This window comes from Enterobacter sp. Lyrl_3 (assembly GCF_051948675.1).
GTDB lineage: Bacteria > Pseudomonadota > Gammaproteobacteria > Enterobacterales > Enterobacteriaceae > Enterobacter > Enterobacter cloacae.
Map to the genome: position 1 here is coordinate 24,476 of NZ_JAYJLI010000005.1, position 22,168 is coordinate 46,643.

Consider the following 22,168-nt stretch of genomic DNA (forward strand, 5'->3'; position numbering starts at 1 on the left):
CCCGGCGGACGGGAAGCTTACGCTGTACGCCCGTCCTCATTCTGCTGTAGGACGGTCTCGCCCGGTTGTAGTCCCGTCTCGCGCCAGCGCTGTAATGCGGCCCTTAATGCCTGAATCTCCTCCTCAAGCTGACGGATGCCGCCGCTGTCGGCAGCCCGCTCCTGCTCCAGACAGCGCGCCTCAAGCGCCGTCATACCGAGCAGTTGAATACCGCCCCGCAGTCGGTGCAGCGCGTCCTTCAAGGGTGTACCGGGGTCCTTTCGCCACAGCGCAATATCGCCCAGCGTCTCCTCCAGCACGGTCATCTGCAAATCCAGAAACGTTGCCAGATGCTCACCGTCCAGCAGTGCTGGGGGGAGCGTGATGGAATATGGCGAAGCAACCGGCGATTTACCGGAGGGGGCCAGAGGGGCAAGCAGATTTTCCAGCGCAACCAGCGTGACCGGCTTGAAGATACAGTCGCGCATGCCTGCTTCCCGCGCCTCATCCCGCACGGATTCACGCGCGTCCGCCGTCATGCCAAACACCGTGACACTGGGGTAATGTTCATTGATGATGCGCGACAGGGCATAGCCACTCATCTCGGGCATGTTGCAGTCGGTGATCACCGCGTCCGGCTGTCGGATTGCCAGGCTCTCAAGCAGCTTTGCCGGGCTGTCGTGCTGGGTGACCGCATGCCCCAGCCACTCAAGCTGCTGGGTAAGTAGCATCCGCCCGACCGGATTATCGTCTACCACCATGATGGTCAAGGCTGCGCGTTTGCCGGGTGGCACACAAGCTTTAGTCTCTTTCTCTGGCAGTGCGGCCATGACGGGCAGCCTGAGCGTCACCGTGACCATTGTCCCCTCACCCGGCACGCTATTCAGCGTGAGATCCCCGTCCATCATGTCCGCGAGCTGGCGGCAGATATAAAGCCCCAGCCCACTGCCCTGCGCCCGGGTACGGCTCTCACCCTGACTAAAAGGCTGGAACAGACGCTGTTGCGTCGCGATATCAATCCCCTCGCCGGTGTCTGCTATTGTCAGCTCCAGCAGCATAAACTCGCCGTCCTGCCATTGCGGCTGCGCCCGCAGCATCACCTGACCGTGGTCGGTGAATTTAATGGCGTTACCCAGCAGGTTGGTGACGATCTGACGAAAACGCATCACATCGATCAATATGTCCCCTTTCAGGGCGGTATCCATTTCCAGCAGCAGCTTCAATGATTTCTGCGCCGCCAGCCCCTCAAACTGCGACACCGTTCCTTCAATCAGGCTTCGAAGCGAGGCGCGCTCAGGGCGAAGCACCAGACGGCCGGACGCAATACGCTCCACATCCAGGATATTCCCGATAAGCAGCAACAGCGACTGCGCCGCGTCCCAGGCGACCCGTATCGACTGCGGGTTTTGCGGGGCATGGTCGGGACGTTTCATCACCAGCTCCAGCATGCCGATAATGGCGCTGACGGGCGTGCGAATTTCATGGCTCATGGTCGCCAGAAAGGCGCTTTTTCCCCGACGGGCTCGCTCTGCGCGCTGTTTCGCCGCACGCAGCGTCTGAATAAGCTTGCGGATGCGCGCCTGTTGGATGCGCCGCCGACGGTAGATCCACCCTGCCACCAGCGCCAGCAAGGCCAGACCGGCGGCGGTGAACGTCACCAACCACGTTATCGACAGCGCCGACGTCGACACAGAGGCAAACGCATTGCCCGTATTGCTGCCGCGCGTCAGGGCGTGGAGATCTTCCGGCGGGATGTTGATCAGCGCTTTATTCAGAATGGTGATCAGCGGCCAGGCCTGCCGCGATGCGCCAAAGGCAAAGCGCAACGGTTCGGCATCGATGCTGGCGAGAATTTTCAGTGAGGCAAATTCTTTGCGGGTGAGCTGGGCGTTGGCAATGATCAGCGGCACCACCATCATGTCGTTTTTATCCTTCATCACGCTGTTAAAACCCTGCCACCAGGTATCGACCTTCGCCGTCTGGCCGCTATTTTGTCGGCCAAGCCAGTCATCAGGCGCTTCACCGCGCAGGCTCACCACGCGGGGCTGAAGCGCCTCCTTCCCCGGGAGCGCGCGTCCAACCATAACCCAGGAGTTATACAACCAGGTTCGGGTGGTGAGGAGATCCGCCTGCCAGATCCCCTCCTGCGTGACGCCTGCAATCAGCTCAGCCTCTCCGCGATTTATAGCTCTGAAAGCGGCGGCCTGGCTGGGATAACGGCGGATTTCAAAGGTGAACCCGGTACGCAGGCGGAGCGCGGTCAGCAGATCCGCCAGGATGCCGCGCAACTGCCCGCGCTCGTTGAAAAAGGCAATGGGGGCGTTATCCTGCGCCACCGCGACGCGGATCCGGGAATGTTCTTTGATCCATTTATGTTCGAGCGAGGTGTAACGCGGTGGCTCTTCGCTCAGGGAGAGCGGGATTCCCCCGCTCCAGCGACGGTGGATCTCCACCCCCGCGTTCTCCGGCAGCGCCGTCAGCATCTTGTTGAGGATCGCGATCCAGACCGCCATCTTTGGCATCGCGGCGAACGAGAATCCCGACGCCTCGAACGTGTCCGCCACCGGACGAATACTGAGATTGCTTAAATTGGACTGACTCGCCAGATAGCGCGCGGTGATCGCATCGCTGAAGAACAGATCGATTTCACGAAACGCCAGCGCCTCCAGCGCATGTCGCGTGGAGGAGAAATTCACAATGTCAGCCCCCGGATAACGGGCCAGCACGTCGCTGCGGCTGTAGACAGGCGAAACGGCGATCCTTTTCACCGGCTCATCGGGCGAGGCATCGGTATTCACCACTTCAACCGGGATGTTGTCGCTGTAGGGCACACTCAACATCAGCCCCTGTTGTTGCTGGCTATCCCCTGCCTGAGGCATAAAATCCGCCTTGCCTGCCCGCAATGCTGACAAGGCATCGTCATAGGTGGGATAACGCACCACCTCGATCTCCACGCCAAGGTTTTCTGCCACCAGCCCGGTGAAATCCGCATTGATACCACCGTAATCATTCAGCCCGGTGGTGATGTCGTAAGGGGGCATCATCGGCTCCCAGACCGCCAGACGGATTTTGCGGTGTTCGCGCACCCAGCGCCATTCGCTACCGCTGAGTCCCGGCTCGATCACCTTTTCATGGCTACGCGCCAGCAGGCGAAGGGATTCCCCCGGTTGCGCGGCGCACACGGTAAAGGCAATACAAAAAAACAGGATAAAGGTAACGGCTCTCACGTCTCTGGCTCTGAAGTGTCAATAAGATCTAAAAGTTGTTCAAAATGCGCAAAGCCGCTTTTTTTCATCATTCGCGCCTTATAGGTGCTGATGGTTTTGTTGCTGAGCGCCAGCCGGTCGGCAATCTCCTTGTTGCTTTTGCCCTGCTTCAGATAGTTCAGCACCGCGATTTCACGATCGGAGAAACTCGCCAGCAGCGCCCGGGTATCATGTTGTATTTCAGTAGCCTCGACGATTTTCGTGAACGTCTCTTCCGGGAAACAGTGATAGCCGTCCAGCAGCAGCTGGCAAACCGGCTCGACGCGCTCCAGCGCCAGGCTTTTATTGATAAACCCGCTCGCCCCGGCCTTCAGCGTGCGCAGTGCGTAGATCCCCGCAGGCTGGTTGGTATAAACCAGCACCCTGAGCGCAGGGAAGTGGTGCTTGATACGCGGGAGAAGATCCAGCCCGTCAGCGTTTTTGAGTTCCAGATCGAGGATCAGCAGCGACGGCTGTTCCCGATGCAGCAGCGCCAGCAGGTTCTCGCCGGAGGATGTCGTCACGATAAAATCCGGATTTTTTTCCAGCAGCACCTTGAGCGCAAAGCAGATTGCCGGATGGTCATCCACAAGCAGTATTTTTGTCATTGGTGTTTATTCTTTCCTGAGGCATTAACGGCTCCATTACACGCTATACACCATAGCCTACCACGTGTTGAATCAGGACAAGGTTTGTCTGGTTTGAGAATAATTCAGAAAAAATACGAAATACACGACCACAACCTACTTTTCATTAGGCATAATGATTTAAATAAATGGGTTTGGAATTTAAATGCCGGATATAACAGGTTGTTTTAATGCAGCAAAACGCTAAACCTGTCCTGTGATGAAAAAGGTTCTGGAAACCTCAGTCACAAACTCGAAATCACTTGTCAGGCCATGAGAATGACTCAGAAAAACAGGCGGAACAGAACTTTCTTTCCTTCCAAAACAAGCAGTTTGGATGCTTTGTATTTTTGTTTTATCATCCTTACCCTCAATTAATGAGAGCAGGAAATGCATACCATCCGAATGGATGCTGAGCGTTTTTTGATTATCAACATCTACAATATTAACGCTTCCCGTATTCGTCCTGAGCTGATGAAGCGCATCGTAAACATCTGACCATAAGGGGAAGTCCTTTTTACTTAAACCTGTATTTGCGCAAAACAGGGAAAGCTTCATTTTCATCGTTTGTCCTTTAACAATGTTGTTTGCTACGTATTTTAACATGGAAGATGAACAATCCAGAGCAGGATAAAGTGATGTCGCTGGCAAATTACACATTTTAGGAATTTTATGGTAAACCGGGCATAGGGGGCGGGGTAATCAGAATGACAACTGCTAACAAGCCCGGCAACGTGTAATGAGAGTAAATGTAACAATTGATATAGGATTTCCAGCACGGAGGTAGGGATCATTCAATGATATTGTTCAAAAATATTTTCCGAAGCTACTTCGCCATTCCCATAATTATTTTTATCAAAAGCTAATTTTTATACAGATAACATCCCGGTTTTAAAACCGGGACTGTTTTTATACAAATGCTATTTCTTCAGCAAGCGCGGGAGTTGATTATTTAATTCCATGATACACGCATCCATATATTTTTGGGTTTCAATTGTCACCTTCTTATAATTATCACGTTCCCATTCTGACAGATTCGCTTCCACAGGAACGGGGGAACATTCAGCTACAGTATACGCGGAAAACATATTCCCACCCTCAGGTTTCTTATAGAAAAGCACCTTATATTTCAACTGATAAACAGGAGTGGTTGCTGTAGCATCTTTAAAAATCAATGCCCAGGTAGCATGGCCAATATTGAGTTGTTCTTTATAAAAATAACCGCTGGATTGGGAGTCCATCCACTTACTGATACTTTTCTTTGCACCTTGAGCGAGATAGGTATCAGTAGGATTTTTGATCGACTCGATGACTTCCCCTTTATGATTTTCTTTATCAAAACTGCTGGGTTTTATATTTCCGGTCAACACAGACAAAACGGCCAACCCTTTTCCTACAGCGTTATGAGTCGGAGTAACTACGCGTAGTGAATTATCTGCGAGACGATTATTGTTAAGATCTGCCTGTGCTGACACAGCCATAATCTCAATTGAACTACCATTGGAAGAGGTTACTGTTTCAGGCTTTATTTTGCTGGCACAACCCGTTAGCGCTACAACGAATAGTAAAGTAGTTACTGTGAATGTTATTACTTTCATTTTCTTTCCTTGAGATAAAATAATGAAGAAGAATATCCTTCTGCTTGCTTACGCTTACCGCTCTTTCGTACTTAGTTCAGGCTTAATTCGGCGTTTACCGCTTCCTGAAATATCCACGGCCGTTAAGGTCGACAATCTGTCAGTGATCCAGCGCAGATACGGGAACTTCGAGTAAAGCCTGACAGAAAGCTCCCGGCTCGGTAGTGAGCTCTGTTTCAGTTGTTAAGACTATGATAAAAATCTAAAACACTATTTAGATCTGTATGCCATTCAGATATTTTCATGCCATCTCCGTCATGCGTAGTACGGCTCTCTATAAACTTATTTATATTTTCCGGGGAAAAACCATGGCATTCCTCTAAAAAAATGACGTTATTTTGCACGTAAACTTTCTCATCTTCAAAATATAAAACCCATGTAAATATAAAGTTAGTTTTTTCAGGCTCATACATTGAAACAGCTAATGCTGAGTGAGTCTTATTGGATAGCCCTTCGCCGAGAGACTTTAACCAAGAATTTTTGTAATCTTTAATATCCCAATAGGATAAGGGCAAATGCAATTCTTCCTCATAATCATTGATAACAATGGATGATGGTTGTACCAACTCACCTTCCATACTCACTGGTTCACCTTTAGAGAATATTCCAAACATACCACTAGTCCTTAATCCTGTTTAGTCCGCTATCGTAAGTACCGATACGCTTACCTTTACTATTGAACATCTTCCAGCCATTAGTAACATTATGACTATCAATATCGGGGGTAATGTAGTTCTTGCCATCATAAAATACAGGCTGACCGTGTGAATTAAATGGCGCTTTCTGAGGTGGAATTCTGCGATCGAAACCTAAATTGCTTGCAGCCTCCTGAGCTTCTTTCCCTTTTAATGCCAGATAAGCAATATCATCTTTACTCGGCCCGTTAGGGATCGGCGTTATCGTCGTGTTCCCACCTGTATTCGGTGCACCTTCTGTATTGCCGGTGTTATTCGAACCGGAATCATTCTGACGATTCGTATTCCCTGTGTGATTTGGCCCCGTATCCACAGACCCTGTGTTATTACCCGTATGACCAGGCAATGTTTCAGGTAGCAGGTTACCACCAGTATGGGAAGGCGCATATTTATCGTGGAGTAAACTGACGTACTTAGCAATAATCTCATCATTACCCATCATTTCTAGGGTAACCAAATGCTCCAGTTCATCGGAGGTCATCTTATCAGCCATATCCTTGACCGCCGCTCCGGCAAGTCCCGCGATACCCGCTTTCGCACCGATCTCCAACAACTGCTCTGCGACCTTCGTCCGGCAGGGTGCAGCAACCGCGCAACCTCTGGCAACGAGTGCCAGCGAGTTATTCTCAGCCGCATTCTTCCCTGCCTGCCCCCCGGCCACCGCCGAACCCGTACTGTCTCCAGCAAGCCCGCCAGCCATCCCGGCCGATATCGTAGCCAGTGCACTGACCGTCTGCTTCTGCTCTTCGCTCAGCGTCGATAAATCTTTGACGTCAGGGTACAGCATACCCGCTATCGCCTTCGCCGCAAGCTCACCGGTCGCCGCTCCGGCCGCACCCGCTGCGGCACTGTTTCCCTGCAGCGCCGCAACCGCACCGCCCAGGATGGCATGCGCAATGGTTTTCGCTGCCGTATTGTTATCGATCCCCATGCCGTGACCAATACGATACGCCAGCTCCGGCGCGGATGCCCCCGCCAGTGCTGCAGTCAGGTCGCTACCCGCCAGCCCCTGAAGCGCGGCCGTCGCCGCCTGGATACCCCTCTGCAGGTCGCTACCCGTCCCGTATTTTGCCGTCGTGGTCTTATATGCATCGGTCTCGCGCAGGGCATTCTGATATGCGGCTTTAACCTCGTCGCTGGCATCCGCCCCCGGCTCGGTTATCCCTTTATCTGCAAGCTGTTTTCTGCCTGCGTTCAGCCCGTTTATTTCCCCCTGCGTGTTCGCAATATCCACCACCTGCGAGCCAATCTCACCAATCAACTGCACTTCCTGCAGGCGCTGCTGCTCCTTCTCCTTGTCAAATATCGGGCTGATGCTGCCGTTCGCATGTTCCGCATCGCGGCTCAGGTCAGCCACATCCTGCTTCTGGTTCTCCTTATCGCGGATGATGAGCGTCCCTTCGCTCACCGCCGCCTGTGTTGTCCCTTCCGCGTGACCGCTGTTACCGCCTCCGGCCAGCAGAGCGTTCGCCATATTCCCGGCAAACTGCTTGCCGATGCTGCCGCCCGAACTGATACCCGCGCCCTGATGCTCCGTCTTAAAATCCGCCTGGTTGTGGATATCGCTAAAGCCCAGCGTGCCCGTATCTAGACGGTTTTTATCCGCCGTCGCCGTGGAGGCAATCACCCCGCCGTCGAGCTGCGTATGGTTGCCCACCGTCACGTCAAACCCGCCGTTGCCTGCAAACAGCCCGCTCTGCTCCTGCACCGAGTCGTAGTCGCTAGTCATTTTGTCGCGGCTGACATTGATGCTGCCGGAGAAACCGCCTGCACCAAAGGTGTAACCCGCACCGCCGCTGACGCTGTTCTGCTTGCTGTTGTAGTGATCGCTGTCCTGGGTGCTGGCAATCGTCAGGTCGCGCCCGATATCCGCCACCACGGTTTCGCCGCTCACCTGCGCCCCGGCGATCGTCGCGTCGCGCCCGGTGTTGATGGTCACGCGGTTACCCGCATCCACCGTGGTCTCGTTCTGCCAGACACCGTTGCCCTTCTCGTGCCCCTTGCTGCTGTTTGCGTTCGCCGAGATGCTGATGCCCGCCCCACCGGAACCGACACCCACTCCAACACCCAGGCTGCCACCGCTGCTGCTGTTTTTACCCGTTGTCTGCTGCGTATCCTGCGAGGCAATCAGGTTGACGTCCCGTGCTGCATCAAGCGTCACGTCCTTCCCGGCCTTAATCTGGCTTCCCGCCACGGTGATGTCGCTTCCGGTGGCTTTTATCGTGACGTTATTGCCTGCACTCAGGGAGCTGCCCGTGGTCGTTTCGCTTTCCATGTGCGATGAGGATTTGGACGACTGTGACCCAATCGACGCGCTGACGCCGATGGTGTTGTTATTGCGTTTGTCAGAGTCGCCCTTCACCTGGTCCAGCGCCACGGCCTGTCCGGCCTGTACGCCTGACAGCGCCGCCTGCGTACCCTGCAGTGCCGCCAGACGTGAGTCGCTGCTCTGCTTCGCGCTCTGGGCCGTGGTGACCGCGTTATTCACCGCACTCCCCGCCGCCCCGGACAGCGCCACCGTCAGCCCGCTGCTCTTCTGCTCAAATTTCTCATCGCGGGTGCGTTTGTCATGCCCCGGCTCAATCACCACGCTGTCACCGGTCAGGCTGATATCCTTCTGTGCGATGATATCTGCCCCACCGATATGCGCCTGTTTGCCCGCTGTAATGCTGACGTTGCCGCCCGTCGAGCCGACGGTGCTGAAGCTCTCGCTCTGGGTGGTACCCTGCTCGCGAAGATCATGGGTGGACTTGCTGCTGCCGATGGTGAAGCCAATGCCACCCGTGCCCATCAGACCGGACTTTTTGGTCTCCTTAAAGCGCCAGGCCGTGTCGGTGTTGGTCGCCGCCACGATGTCCACATTGTTGCCCGCGGAAAGGGCCACGTCGCCATCGCCAGCGACCGCAGAACCTAACACCCGCAGGTTGTTACCCGCCGACACCGTCACGTTGTCGCCGCTCAGCAGCGAGCCTTTCTCCCGCGTCGCGCTGTCTTCCTCGATGGTGTGGGTGGTCTTTTTGCTCAGGAAGCCGCTACTGGTTTTAGTTTGTTCCCGATAGCGGTAATCGCTCTCCGTCGCCGTCGTCAGATTTATGTCGCGGCCTGCCGCCACGCCAATATCGCCCTGCGCTGTCACGCCAGCCGCCTGCGTGGTTACGTCGCGCCCTGCGAGGATCACCGTATTCCCCCCGCTGGCAATCTCCGTACCCTGCTGACGAACAGATTCGTCAATGGCGGTTTTTTTCTTCGCCTGGCTGCTGGAGCGTTCCATCGACGCTTCCGCCAGCAGGTTCATATCCCGACCGGCCTGAATGCCCACATCCCCTTCCGCCGCTATTGCTGCCGCACGGGCATTCACATCGTTACCTGCCTGCAGGGTGAGGTCACCGCCCGCGCTCAGGGTGCTGCCCTGATGCGCGACGGACGCCGTCTCCGTGGTTGCGCGGTTGCGCCCGGCGCGTCCTTCGCTGGTCGCGATCTCGTTGGCGGTGATGTTGATATCATTCCCCGCCGCCATACCCAGGCTGCCACCCGCCGACACGTTTGCGCCGGTCACGTTGATATCCTGTCCGGCGCGCATTGTCAGCCCGTCGGTGGCGGTGATGGAGGCCGTCTTGCCGACATCGGTGCCACTGAAATGCACATTTCCCGCATCGACATTCCACTGCTGTGCGCGGGTGATGTTGTTAATGCTGCCCGCGACGCTCTCCAGCCCTACCGTTTTGCCGCTGATGGTGGATCCGATGTTATTGATATCCCCCAGCGCGCTCAGGTTCAGCCCGCCACCTGCGCTCAGCAGTCCGGCGTTGAGGTTGCTCAGGCTGTTGCTGCTGTCGATTGAGAGCCCATTCTGCGCCGCAATTGTGCTGCCGCTGTTAATGACGTTCCCGCCCGCCAGCTGGACGTTATTGCCGCTAATCACGCTGCCGCTGTGCACGGTGACATCCTTCGGCGACAGATAGACTTTCGGGATCATCACCGTCTGACCGTTGAGGGTCGCTGACTCCCACCAGAGCATGCTTTTATCGAGTGCAGCAACCTGCTCAGCCGTGAGCGCCACGCCGAATTTCAGCCCCAGCGTTTTTTGTTGCTCTGCGGCGCTGTCCATCAGGTAGCGCATCTGATCGAGATCGGAGCCAATGCCGTTGATATAGCGGCTGCCGGTCTGGTTCAGAATCGCGTTGCTGACGTAACGGGTATCAAACGCCGCGTCGCCGAGGAACCGGTAGTCGCGATCCGGGTTCAGGCCGAGCCTGTCCAGGAAATAGGACGAGCCAAGGAACTGGTTCCGATCGGTATACGCGCTGTTGGTTTCACGCGGTGTGGCACCGGGTGTTATGCCAAGCAGGTCATACAGTCCATTAAACAGGCTGTCGTCCATGTTGCCGAGTTCATCGAGCTTCGGGTTCACCGTAATCAGATACGGGCTATCGGGATCGGTGGATGGAACAAAATAGCCGTTGTTGCCGGACGGCAGTGGATAGTTACCGCTGCTGCCGTTTTGGTCGGAGAGCGATGAACCGCCGGAGATATCTTTCAGGGCGTCAGTGATATTGCCCAGTTGTTCAGGGAAACGAATGTCCGCACTGCCACCTTGTGCCAGTGATTCACTGTTAAGGCCCTTACCAATAGCTTCAGGCGAGAGCGTATTCAGCGTTGGGGCATCAATCGTATTACTGAACTCACCCGAATTTGCGGTGACGTTAGTATTGCTGATATCACTCGTAAAGTTTGCGCTAACGTTACCGCCAGCACTGATGACTGAGCGGTATACACCGCCATCAGCCACAAATTCGGTTGTGCGTTCACCGAGGATATAAGGCACCCAGCCATACCAGCCGTAGTCCTCATCAAACCAGCCCCAACTTCCGTCCGGATATTGTGTCAGAGGCTCCCATTTGCTATCGCTGCAGTCCCGGTAAAACCACTCGCAACGGTATTCAGCCTGAACGTACGTAACGCGGCGTCCACCTTCCGCAGAAAGGTTATTCAGTGTTCCCCCAGCAAGAACGGCATTACGGCCAGCAAGAATATGGCTGGCACGGTTATCCAGCGTTCCGGCATTAATCGTAATATCGCGTCCGGCAGCAATTCGGGCTGAACTGCCAGTGGCGGATACGGAAACCACAGACTCACTCAGCAGGAACTGCCGGATGTCCTCCCCTGTGAGGCGATAATCAACCCTGTCCCTGCACTGACCACTGCCATTAGCACCACTCCCAAGGCACTGCTCATACCAGTCATACACAACCTTACTGCCATCGTTTTTCCAGTCTTCAAGAAGGAGGACAAAATCCGAACGTCTGCCGTTGAGATCATAACTAAAGTAGTGTTCATCTGCGGCAGGAATGGCATCCGGGTATTCCCGTTCAGACTGGCTGACAGTCAGGCCATCGGCTTCATTGAGTAAATGGCCGGTATTAACGGTGATATCACCGCGTGTGGTCTCAATCGTACCGGAGCGGTTAACAACTTCAGCGTTTGCCTCCCCGACTGCATTCTTCTGCATCCAGAGGCTGTTATCCGCAAGAATATCGCCGTATATGTTGTGGATACGTGCAGCAAACAGAGAGATATTATTGCCCGCATAAATCAGCGCCGTGTTCAGCAGCGTACCGGCGGCCGTCATCGTCAGACTGCCCGCTGTACCGGTGAAACCGTTGACGGTGATATTTTCACGTGAGGTAAGCTGCACATCTCCGCCTGCCTGAAGCGAGCCGGACGCATTGAGCAACAGGCTCTGCGCGTTGAAGGTACTGCTACCGTTCCCGGTGGTGAGCGTACCGTTGTTCGTGAACGCTCCGCCAGCACTGAGGGCAATGGCATTGCCCTGCATTACGCCGCTGTTCGTCATGGCATTCTGCGATGAGACAGACAGCGTTTTACCTGCCGCCAGGGTGCCGGTGTTAACGAGCGCGTTAACCAGTTTCAGCGTGGTGTCGCCCAGAGAAACCACATCACCACGGCCGCTGTAATTACGCACGTCGAGCAGCAGCTTATCCCCGCTGTAGAGCTTACCGCTCTCGGTATTATCAAGAGCGTCACCGTTTATCGTAAGCGAAGTGGTGCCTAATACCGTTCCGCTGTTGGTAACGCTCTGGTAATTTGCCTGCAAATCAGCGCCCTGGAGTGTGCCGCTGTTATCAAGCGAGCTGCCGCGCAGTTCTGCGCGTGTCGTTGCGAGGACATTTCCGCCATTCACGGCTTTCACCACATCCAGCAGCAACCTCACCGCCTGAACCAGCCCGCTGCTGCTGTTCGCCAGTTCCGGTGCGGTCAGTGTGAGTTTGCCACCGGAGAGCATTTTGCCGTCGTTCTGTACGCGGGTGGTGGCCTTCACCGAAGATTCCCCACCGCCCTGCAGCGTGCCCTGATTGTTCAGCGTGGCTGTCGATACCGTCAGCGCATTCTCGCTCAGCAGCACACCGCTGGCGGTATTGTTCAGCGCGCCCGAGGCATTCAGCGTCAGCGCTTCTCCCTGAAGCCGTCCGCTGTTAATGAGTTGCCCGGCGGTAACCATGGTCGCTTTCCCCTGGATTTGCCCGGCATTCGTTGCATTTTCCGCATCAAGCGTCAGCGCGCCTGCGCTGAGCAGTTTTCCTCCGGCCTGGTTATTCAGCTGCGTTAGGGCAACCGAAAGCGCATCAACGCCAGTGATCTCACCGCTGTTGTTCAGGGTACTGCCCCCCAGCGTGAGGTGTTTTGCAATCCACTGCCCGCTGTTTGCCAGCGTCAGTGCTGAGAGCGCCAGTTCTCCATTAGAGGTGATTTTGCTGCCCGTTGTCCCGGTAAGGATGCTGTCGATTTGCGCATCCAGTAAATTTTCTGCCTGGATCGCACCGCCGTTCGTAAGCGCCTGCGCATGAATAAGTACCCGTTTCCCCTGCCATTGCCCTGCGTTACGCAGATCGCCGCCTGTCACGGACAACTCGCCCGCAGCCAGTAACGATCCCGACGCGTCATTTACCAGCGTCAGTAATGGCGCCGCCATCTCCAGGCGGGCGGCCAGCGTCAGGGCGGCAATCCCGGTCAGCGTTCCGCTGTTCGTGATGGTGTCCTGATGCGCGGTGACGCGATTCCCCTGAAGCGTACCGCTGTTGCGCAGCGTCTTTCCGTTAAGCGAAAGGTCACCGGCCGACAACATATTGCCGCTGTTAACGGTATTGACCGCATTCAGCGTCCCGTTGCCCTGGCTCATCAGTTCGCCGGTATTGCTGAGCGTTCCAGCGGTCGTAACGTCAAGTGAGCCGGTCGCGAGGGAACTTCCGCGGTTAGTCCAGTCGTGGGAACGGATGCTGACATCCTGTCCCTGGAGCTGCCCTGCGGTAGTCAGCGTGGTACCTGAAAGGCCGAGCGCTCCGCCCGTCAGCGTGCGGGAGCCTGTCAGTAAATTCAGGATTCCGGCGGTCAGTGATAATGCGCTATCGCCCTGTAACAGACCGGCACTTTCCAGGCGATCGGCATTCAGCGTCAGGGTGTTGCCCACCATGCTGCCCGCACTGGACACCGACTGTGCCGTGATGCGGTTTGCACCTTGAGCCAGCAACATCCCCTCCGCGCTGTTCTTCAGCGTCTCGTAATCAATTGCCAGTGAAGTCCCGCTCAGCTCGCCGCTGTTGGTCAGATTTGAACCAGAGAGGGAAAGCGCCGCGTCGCTGGTGATAATACCGGCGTTGTTCAGTTCAGAGAGGGAAAGTGACAGTGCCGACGGGCTGTACAGCACGCCGCTGCTGCGGTTATCCAGCAGACGGGTAACCAGCGACAGCGTTTGTCCGGCGTGGATCAGACCACCGTTAATGACCTCAGGACTGTCGATTACAAGCGCGGAGGCCGTCAGGGTTCCACTGTTGCTGAGATGGCCGGTTTCAACCTTAAGCCCTGAAGCTGATGATTTCCCCGTGTGGTTGAGACTGCTGTCAGCCTTCAACGTCATGTTGCCTTTGGCAGCCTGAGTTCCTTCAAGTTTTGCGTTTTGCACGGCCACGCCGACGCTGTTGCCCTGTGTCTGTGCCGTGGCCGTGGTGTTGAGGCTGCGGCCCTGCACGGTAACGGCGCCACCGGCACTGGTTTCACCAGCAAGCGTGGTATCGGTGTTGTTCAGCGCCACATCCCCGTCGCTTTGGGTCACTGACGTTGCGCTGGCGGTGAACGTCTTCCCTGAGGTGGTGAGCCCCCGGACACCGGAAAGCGTACCGCTGTTGACGATTTGCGCCGCGTTCAGCGTTAGCGTGTCATCGCTGATAAGCGTGCCGCTGTTGTTCAGATTACCGCTGGCGGTTACGGTGGTTTTCCCTTTCGCGCCGGTCTCACCGGAAAGCGTGGCATTGTCTGCGCGGATATCCAGCGTGGAGGCGCTCTTCAGCGCGCCGGAGCTGGTGATATCCGTCCCGGAGACGGTAAGACTGTTGCCCTGAACGGTGCCGGTATTGCTGAATATACCGGTGTTTATCCGGGTATCCGCCACGGCGGCTAATGCGCCATGGTTAGCGAGGCTGCCCGCGCTGACGGCGAGAGATTGTCCGGCGGTTGTGCTGCCTTTCAGTTGGCTGTGGCCAGACGTGGTGAGCGTGATATTCCCGCTGGCATTTGTTGTGCTGCGGCTCTCTTGGGTCAACGTCTGCGCGTTGAGGGCAATCTCGGAAGCACTGAGATTTCCCTGCTGCACCAGTTCGCCACCCTTAACCGACAGTTGCTGCCCCGCCACAACAGAACCGTTAAGCGCCGCGTTTTTCTCAGCATTTACGGCAAGATGACGACCCGCGCTTGCCTGGGCATCTACGCTCTGGATCAGGGTGGTCGCGGCAAGCGTAGCGTCATTTGCCGCCGTGAACGCACCGCCGTTTTGCGTCAGCGTGCCGCGGGTTGTTAACTGAAGGTTGTTATCGGCGGCAACGTGAGCCTGGTCAAGCGTCAGCGCCGTCTGGCCGGAGACCGTGACGTTGCCACCCGCTTTATGGTCCCCGCGTAACGTTACGTCCGCTGCGCTGACCGTGGTGCTGCCGCTGGCAAGGGTGTTTTTCAGCACCACTTTTCCCGCACTGCTGAGCGCAATATCCCCCTGTCGCGCGTTAAGGTTGCCCAGGTTTACGCCCACCCCCGTTTCACTGGAGACCAGACGGATCCGGTTGGCATACATGCCGCCCAGCGCGCCGGTGTCTACCGCGACCTTCGGGGCTGTACCTTCACCTTTTAACGCACTGACGCTGCCATCCGCCGCTACGCGGTTCGCCCCTGCAACGACACGTAAATCTTTCGCATGCAGTTGCGCGTTGATCTCCGTCGCACGGGAGATGATCGACACCGCATCGCTCTGCGAGCCATTGAGGCCCGCGCCCTCGATGGTGACCGCCCCCTGGGTTACATCAAGAGATTGCAGCTTACCGCTGGCATCAAGCACCGGTTTACCCGTGGTGAGGGTCACATTCGGCGTGTTGATAAATCCGCAGCCGTTACAGGTGATACCGTAGGGATTCGCCACGATGACGTTCGCCGCCTTGCCGGCCACTTCGGTATAGCCCTGCAAATTTGAGCGGTTAGCGCCGGTGACTTCGTTGATGATGCCTTTGGCTTCCTGCCCGGCCTTCAGGTTGGGGTTATTCTGGATAAGCCCGCCAAGCTGAGTCTGGTTAAGCTGCCCGGTCGCGTTATTGAGGATCAGCCCCTCTTTCCCGACGTTGTAGTCGTTGTATTTGTTATGGGAAATACCGGACTGGTTCGGCGTGGCGATGTTCACCACCGGCACGCCGTTAGCCGCCTTATCCATCTGCGTATTGCCGGACGGGGTGATGGATGCCGCCACCGCAGGTAACAGCGGCTGCGTCGCCAGCAGAACGCTCAGTAACGCGCTCAGCGCGCGCTGTGAAAAACGAACCTGATCCTGTTTCATCATCCCTGTCCCTTAGAAAGCCACTGATACGCGGTAGTAAATCGTGAGGTGATCCGGTGCCAGCCAATCCGGATACGCCATCGGTGTGCCAACGGTAAACTGGCTTGAATAGCCGCGATGAGCCGTCGTCAGACCAAACGCGGCGCCCCACAGTGTGCCGGAGGCGTAACGGTCAAATCCGTCCTTCTTCAGCCAGCCACCGTCAACTGCCGCCAGCAGGCCGACATCCCCCACCCACGGCAGCGTAAAGAGCGAATAATTGAGTTCATTTCGCCAGTAACCGCCGTTATCACCGGAGAGGTACTGCTCTTTGAAGCCGCGCACGGAGGCCTCTCCCCCCAGCGTCAGGCGCTCGCTGCCGTACAGCCGGTCCGGCGACCACTGAAAATAGACGCTGGTCAACCACCACAGCCCGTCAGCAACCGGGCGCTGAAAACTGCCGTTGACGCTCCATTTGCGGAACTCGGCTTTCGGCACATCGCCATGTTTGTCGTTATCATCTTCGGCGCCAAACCACGGCACACCCTGAGTGAAGGTCGGGTTCAGGGTCGCCACGCCGGAGGCAATTTTTTGCGTGTGGTTAAGGCCCAGGGAGAAACTTGAAAGTTTGCGGCTGCTGGTAGCCAGCAGAACATCATCGAGATAGTTATGGTTGATGCGGTGGGTGATGCCCGCCGACAAGCCGGTTTTGATATCGCCATTGCGGAACAGGACCCAGGAGCCATTCAGACGGTGGGTTTCGGTGTCGCCCGTCGAACGCCAGAGCCAGCCGTTATTATCGATGGTGCTGAGGTAGTTGCTCCAGCTGTAGCTGTAGTCCAGCAAGCCGTAGCCGTAAGGCACGCTGACCCCGGCGGCAAAATTCTGAGCATCATGGCTGTTCGAAAAATCGCTGCTGCGCCCGCCGCTGATAAACCACTTATCCGCCAGCCCCAGCAGGTTATTGCCGTACAGCGCGCCATTGAGTTGTCCGGTACCGGTACTCTTTTGCCCGCTGTTATCGAAACTCACTGAACCGCTGAGCGGGAATTCAGGCGAAGCCGTCAGATTGACGATTGAATAGCCCTGCCTGTCGCCAGGCAAAATTTCTATTTCAACCGGCGTCTGGCGCACGCGATTCAGCTGCTCCATGCCCTGTTCGATATCGCGCAGGTTAAGAATTTTCCCTTCGAGGCCAGGGAAGGTCATGCTCAGCGTGCGGGTGGGAACCCCTTCAAGCCGGATTTGCTGGAGTTTGCCTTCCAGCACCGCGAGATGCAGTACGCCACCAGAGAGATCCTGCTCGGTTAAAAATGCGCGGCTGGTGATATACCCCCGGCTGATATACCAGTCAGAGATGGCGTTGGTCAGGGCGTTGAGACGCGCCATATCAAGACACTGGTTCACCCACGGCGCAACCAGGCGATCTTTGGCTAACGGAGAAAGAAGGGTGGTACCCGTCAGCTCAATGCGCGAGATAACAAAACAGGGACCTTGCGGAGTCGCAGCACTGTCGGGCTGAACAGGACGCGGTAATACCACGCTGCGCTCCAGCTCTTCACGCTGGCGCTGGTTTTCATCCAGCAGCTGCTGCTGTTGCTGCTGAATAGTATTACGGTCGGCCGGAGACAGGGGGGCCGCCTGCGCAGCACCTGCCAGCAAGGCCATGCCAGCCAGCACCTGTAGTATCGACGTTTTCCCTGTCATCACTGCCACTCCTTGCTAAAAGTCCGTTTTCAGACTTGCCTGTCAAAAAACGCGCAACTTATGTCAAAAAGTAAACAGTGTAAATACACACATTTAATTTAAGGTCTATTTTGCTGCATTTTCAGAATTTAGCGGGTGACACTGCGTAAATCTAAAGAAATCCACCATCGCGCCGATCATCATCCGTGTGTATTATTTCCTGTAGCGTTTCCAACAACTAACCTTAACTCAAATACTTAAGCGCCAAAGCGAAAGGCATCATGAGCACACCGATCAAACGGCTAGAAATCATTAAAAATGCCATTGAACTGGAAGATGACGACATCATTCAGAGCCAGCTAACCCGGCTGAAAAATGAAGCGTTTGACGATGAGCTACAGGCAATCGTCGTGGCGCTTGAGCAGAAAAACTACACTGCGGCCATCGCCGCGATCGTCGCGTGGCTACAGAGCCAGCGTGCCGTGACGCCATGGCGCGATCCGCAGGTCGCCGCGAGCAAACTGGAACTGAAAGCGCTGGAAGAGCGACTGCGCGATCTGATTGACCGCCGTAACGCGCGCGTACAGCAGCTTGATGAGTTCAACGATCTCTATTTCTCCCGCCTGGGCCCGCTGATGCAGCAGATCCTCGCCCTGCGTAAAACGCTGGCCGAGCTGAACCTGCGCCGCCAGCAGGCTGAGGCGCGTCGTCGCGAGGAAGACTACCGCCGCTGTCAGCGCTACATGGCCCAGGCCGTGGAGGTGCTGGCAACACTCACCCAGCGCTGGCGCGAACTTCCTGCCGATTCCGTACAGGCAGCCGAGGCGCGTAAGCATCTGCAGCAGCAAAGTAACCTGATTGCCAACCTGCTTGCCGAGGCGCTGGAGCTGGAGAGCGGCTTAACGCGTGAGGAAGAGCCTGCGCGTCAGGCGCGTGACGAGGCCAACGAAGAGTACGAGAAATACCGCGAGCAGCATCAGGATGCCGAAGTGCGTCTGCGTAAAGGGAAAGATCTTTCACAGGAGGATCGGGACGAGCTGAAACGGCTCTGGCGGCAGGCGAGCAAGCTGTGTCACCCGGATCTGGTGGCGGACGATTTGAAAGAAGAAGCCAACGCGATGATGGTGCAGCTCAACCAGGCTAAACAGCGTGGAGACGTCAAAGCCATTCGTTCTCTGGTGGCGCGCCTGCAGCAGGGCTTCGAGCCGCTGATGGCCAGCGACAGGCTGAACGATCTGGAGCGCATCCGCAAAAAAATGGCTCAGGTTCGCGAGCAGATCGACACCTTAGTGAACGAGCTGGCAGAACTGGAGAAAGAAGAATCCTGGCTGCTGGTGTCGTCGCTCAGCAATATGGAAGCGTACTTCGCGCAGCAGGAAAAGGCGCTGAACGAGGTCCGCGCCTCGCTCGAACATCAGGTGAGCGAAGCGCAGCTCGATTCAGCAGCGTAATTATTTCGCGTGCCAGTACGCGCTGGCACGCACCAGCTGCTGATCGATAGCCTCAGTCTCAAACAGTCGGCTCAGGTTTTTAACCACCTTCCCTTCCCCGGTCAGCCAGATAAAGTAATCTTCCGCCGGAACGTTCAGCGACGCCAGCTGCTCAACCACCACCTGCTCGCTGTGGCCGATCACCCAGCTGATGTTGAACGCGCTCAGGTGCGCCAGATAATCCTTGTATGATTCATCCCCGACGGTGACCACCGCGTGAATTTCCGGGCGGTTCGGCAAGCTGGCGATGCCTTCCAGGCGGCGACGCAACGCCGGCATCCCGGACTCATCGCACACGTACAGCTGCCAGGCGTAATCCTCCGGTACCACCAGCGAACCGCGCGGGCCACCAATCGTCAGCCTATCGCCCACTTTCGCCTCTAGCGCCCACTGGCTGGCGACCCCGCCGTCATGCACGAAGAAATCAAGCGCCAGCTCGTGCTTCGCGGCGTCGTACAGCGGCGTGTAATCCCGGCTTTGCGGGCGCACGCCGTCGCCCCAGTCAATGCCCTCGTCGGTGACCACCGGTGGCACAAACGTCGTTCCCGGGGCCGGGAAAAACACTTTGGTGTGATCGTCGAAACCGCGGGAGCTAAAGCCCTCCAGCGCCTCGCCGCCTAAAACTATGCGCTGAAAACCAGCGCTTACGCGCTCAACACGGAGCACGGTCAGTTCACGAAAACGCAGTTCGTTACGCACGCGTTGTGGATAGCGGGTGGTTGCCATGCTAAGACCCTTCTCAGGTGAATACGATATATCTAAATTGATTTTAAATGATAATGATTGCTAATCAGCAAGAATGCAAGATCTTTTAGATTGCATCTGAATATATCTTAGATATAGTTTAGATATATCAATTTACGAGGCACACTATGCGACACGAACATGATGGCGGCGGACGTCGACCGCGCTTTTTTGGTCACGGCGATCTGCGGCTGGTGATTCTGGATATTCTGACCCGCAACGCGAGCCACGGTTATGAGCTGATCAAAGAGATTGAGAACCTGACCCAGGGGAACTACACCCCGAGTCCTGGCGTGATTTACCCGACGCTGGATTATCTTCAGGATCAGGCGTTTATCACCATTACGGAAGAAGAGAATGGGCGTAAGCGCATTGCCATCAATGCGGCAGGACAGCAGTGGCTGGAGGAAAACCAGGAACAGCTTGAGCAGATTCAGGCGCGTATCAAAGCCCGCACGGTTGGTTTCCAGCTACGCAAAAACCCGCAGATGAAGCGGGCACTGGATAACTTCAAAGCGGTGTTAGATCTGAAGGTGAATCAGGGAGCGCTCAGCGACGCGCAGCTTAAGCAGATCGTTGGCGTGATCGACCGCGCGGCGCTGGAGATCTCCCAGCTGGATTAAGCCGGTGCGTGCGCGCTCACGCGGAAGACGCGTACCAGCTCTTTCAGGTGCATCGCCTGCTCGTTGAGGGAGGCCGCCGCGGCAACAGACTCCTCCACCAGCGCGGAGTTTTGCTGGGTGGTGGCATCAATCAGGCCAATCGCGCTGTTAATCTGCGAGATCCCCTCTGTCTGCTCGTGGCTGGCCTGGCGGATCTCACGCAGGATCACATCCATCTCTTCCACGTTGCCCACCATGCCATTGATAAGCTCGCTCGCCTTCTCGACCAGATTCATCCCGTCCTGCGTCTGGGTGGTGGAGCTTTCAATCAGCTCACGGATCTCACTGGCTGACGAAGCACTCTTCTGCGCGAGCTGGCGCACTTCACCAGCCACCACCGCAAAGCCACGACCGTGCTCACCCGCCCGGGCCGCTTCCACCGCCGCGTTCAGCGCCAGAATATTGGTCTGGAAGGCAATGGCATCGATCAGATCGATAATGTCGGACATCCGGTTCGAGGTCTCGTTAATCAGGCGCATTTTGCTGGTCACCTGCTTCATCATCTCACCGTTGTTTTTGACCACCTTCGCGGCATCCGCCGACAGGTTGGTCGCTTCTCCGGTATGCGAAGCGGTGTTTTTCACCGTCGCGGTGATCTGCTCCATCGAGGCGGCGGTCTGCTCCACAGAGCTAGCCTGCTCTTCCGTGCGCGCAGCCAGATCCTGGTTCCCGGCGACAATCTGCGCGGCGGCGCTGGAGATATTCTCCGAGCCGGTCTGCACCTGCTGCACAATGTCCAGCAGACGCGTTTTCATCTCCATCAGGGCATGCAGCAACAGGCCGGTTTCGTCTTTACCGTGCGAGGTGATACTGCCGGTGAGATCGCCATCCGCAATCGCCGCCGCAAAGTCCACGGCCTGGCCCAGCGGACGGGTTATGGAACGCACGATAAACCAGCCAATCAGGCTGCCTGCCGCCACGCTGAAGAGAGTAATGAGGATGAGCAGCAGACGGTTGCTCCTGAAATCACTTTCCACCTGCACCCCGGCGTTCTGCATCTCAGTGTTCTGAATCGCAATCAGCTGCTGCACTTTGGCTTTATAGGCCTGCTGCAGTTTGAGGGTGTTGGTCATCATCTCCTGAAGCGCCCCGGCGCGATCGTGATTCTGCACCGCCTGCAAAATACGATAGCGCGAGTCCAGATACTGCTGGCGCACGCCGCGTATCTCGGCGAGCACCTGCTGCGATTGCTGATCCTGCAGTACGTTGTTCAGCTCACCGAGGAGCACCGTGATGTGCTCGCTAATCTCTTTAAGATGCTGCTGCGACTGCGCCGTGTACGTTCCCTGTTCATCCAGAAGCATGAGCTGCTGAGTGCTAATAAATTCCTGGAAGTTATCGATTAACTGGTTCGCTTTTACCGTGGTTGGATAATCACTGGTAATAATGGATTGCATCCCGTTGTTTGCCCGGTTCAGACTCATTAAAGACAAACTCGCGCTCACCACCATCAGGACAATAAAGAATCCAAACGCCAGAAATAATTTCGTGCCGATTTTTACGTCATGTAAGAACATATTTACTCCATCGATGTGATTA

11 protein-coding genes are annotated in these 22,168 nt (G+C 56.1%); 2 read left to right on the forward strand and 9 right to left on the reverse strand.

Annotated elements, in window-relative coordinates; genetic code table 11:
• Window positions 1–17 precede the first annotated feature (17 nt).
• The 7 genes from VF709_RS12035 to VF709_RS12065 all read right to left on the reverse strand — a co-directional run bounded on the left by VF709_RS12035 (window position 18) and on the right by VF709_RS12065 (window position 17,754).
• Window positions 18–3,206, reverse strand: a complete 3,189-nt coding sequence (locus VF709_RS12035; protein ID WP_149896652.1) for an ATP-binding protein — start codon at window positions 3,204–3,206, stop codon at window positions 18–20.
• Window positions 3,203–3,832, reverse strand: coding sequence for a response regulator transcription factor (locus VF709_RS12040; protein ID WP_095427885.1), 630 nt, complete (start codon window positions 3,830–3,832; stop codon window positions 3,203–3,205). The genes VF709_RS12035 and VF709_RS12040 overlap by 4 nt, the downstream gene beginning before the upstream one ends.
• Before the next feature lie 222 nt (window positions 3,833–4,054).
• A complete protein-coding gene (locus tag VF709_RS12045; protein ID WP_223232826.1) occupies window positions 4,055–4,414 on the reverse strand; it encodes a DUF6911 family protein in 360 nt (119 codons plus the stop codon).
• A gap of 356 nt (window positions 4,415–4,770) precedes the next feature.
• Window positions 4,771–5,448, reverse strand: coding sequence for a hypothetical protein (locus VF709_RS12050; RefSeq protein ID WP_149896653.1), 678 nt, complete (start codon window positions 5,446–5,448; stop codon window positions 4,771–4,773).
• Window positions 5,449–5,663: 215 nt separating this feature from the next.
• Window positions 5,664–6,101 (reverse strand): toxin-immunity protein system imunity protein CdiI, encoded by a 438-nt coding sequence (cdiI, locus tag VF709_RS12055; protein ID WP_044157619.1) that lies wholly within the window; start codon window positions 6,099–6,101, stop codon window positions 5,664–5,666.
• A 4-nt stretch (window positions 6,102–6,105) separates the two neighbouring features.
• Entirely contained in the window at window positions 6,106–16,071 is a 9,966-nt protein-coding gene (cdiA, locus tag VF709_RS12060) for a contact-dependent inhibition effector 16S rRNA endonuclease (protein WP_149896654.1), read from the reverse strand.
• Between the two features lie 9 nt (window positions 16,072–16,080).
• Complete coding sequence (locus VF709_RS12065; RefSeq protein WP_149896671.1) at window positions 16,081–17,754, reverse strand: ShlB/FhaC/HecB family hemolysin secretion/activation protein; 1,674 nt, start codon at window positions 17,752–17,754, stop codon at window positions 16,081–16,083.
• Between the two features lie 260 nt (window positions 17,755–18,014).
• On the opposite strand from VF709_RS12065, the gene VF709_RS12070 reads away from it, so the two are divergent.
• On the forward strand, window positions 18,015–19,184 hold the full coding sequence (locus VF709_RS12070; RefSeq protein ID WP_013098822.1) for a DNA repair ATPase: 1,170 nt from the start codon (window positions 18,015–18,017) through the stop codon (window positions 19,182–19,184).
• Here the strand turns inward: VF709_RS12070 and VF709_RS12075 are convergent, their stop codons facing one another.
• Window positions 19,185–19,949 carry a siderophore-interacting protein gene (locus VF709_RS12075; RefSeq protein WP_100168126.1) on the reverse strand — a complete coding sequence of 255 codons (765 nt, stop codon included), beginning with the start codon at window positions 19,947–19,949 and terminating at the stop codon, window positions 19,185–19,187. It lies immediately after the preceding gene.
• A gap of 146 nt (window positions 19,950–20,095) precedes the next feature.
• Between VF709_RS12075 and VF709_RS12080 the strand changes: the two genes are divergently transcribed.
• Window positions 20,096–20,590 (forward strand): PadR family transcriptional regulator, encoded by a 495-nt coding sequence (locus tag VF709_RS12080; RefSeq protein ID WP_148791225.1) that lies wholly within the window; start codon window positions 20,096–20,098, stop codon window positions 20,588–20,590.
• On the opposite strand, the gene VF709_RS12085 is transcribed toward VF709_RS12080, so the two are convergent.
• Complete coding sequence (locus VF709_RS12085; protein WP_149896656.1) at window positions 20,587–22,146, reverse strand: methyl-accepting chemotaxis protein; 1,560 nt, start codon at window positions 22,144–22,146, stop codon at window positions 20,587–20,589. The two genes, VF709_RS12080 and VF709_RS12085, sit on opposite strands and share 4 nt — an antisense overlap.
• Window positions 22,147–22,168: the final 22 nt, after the last annotated feature.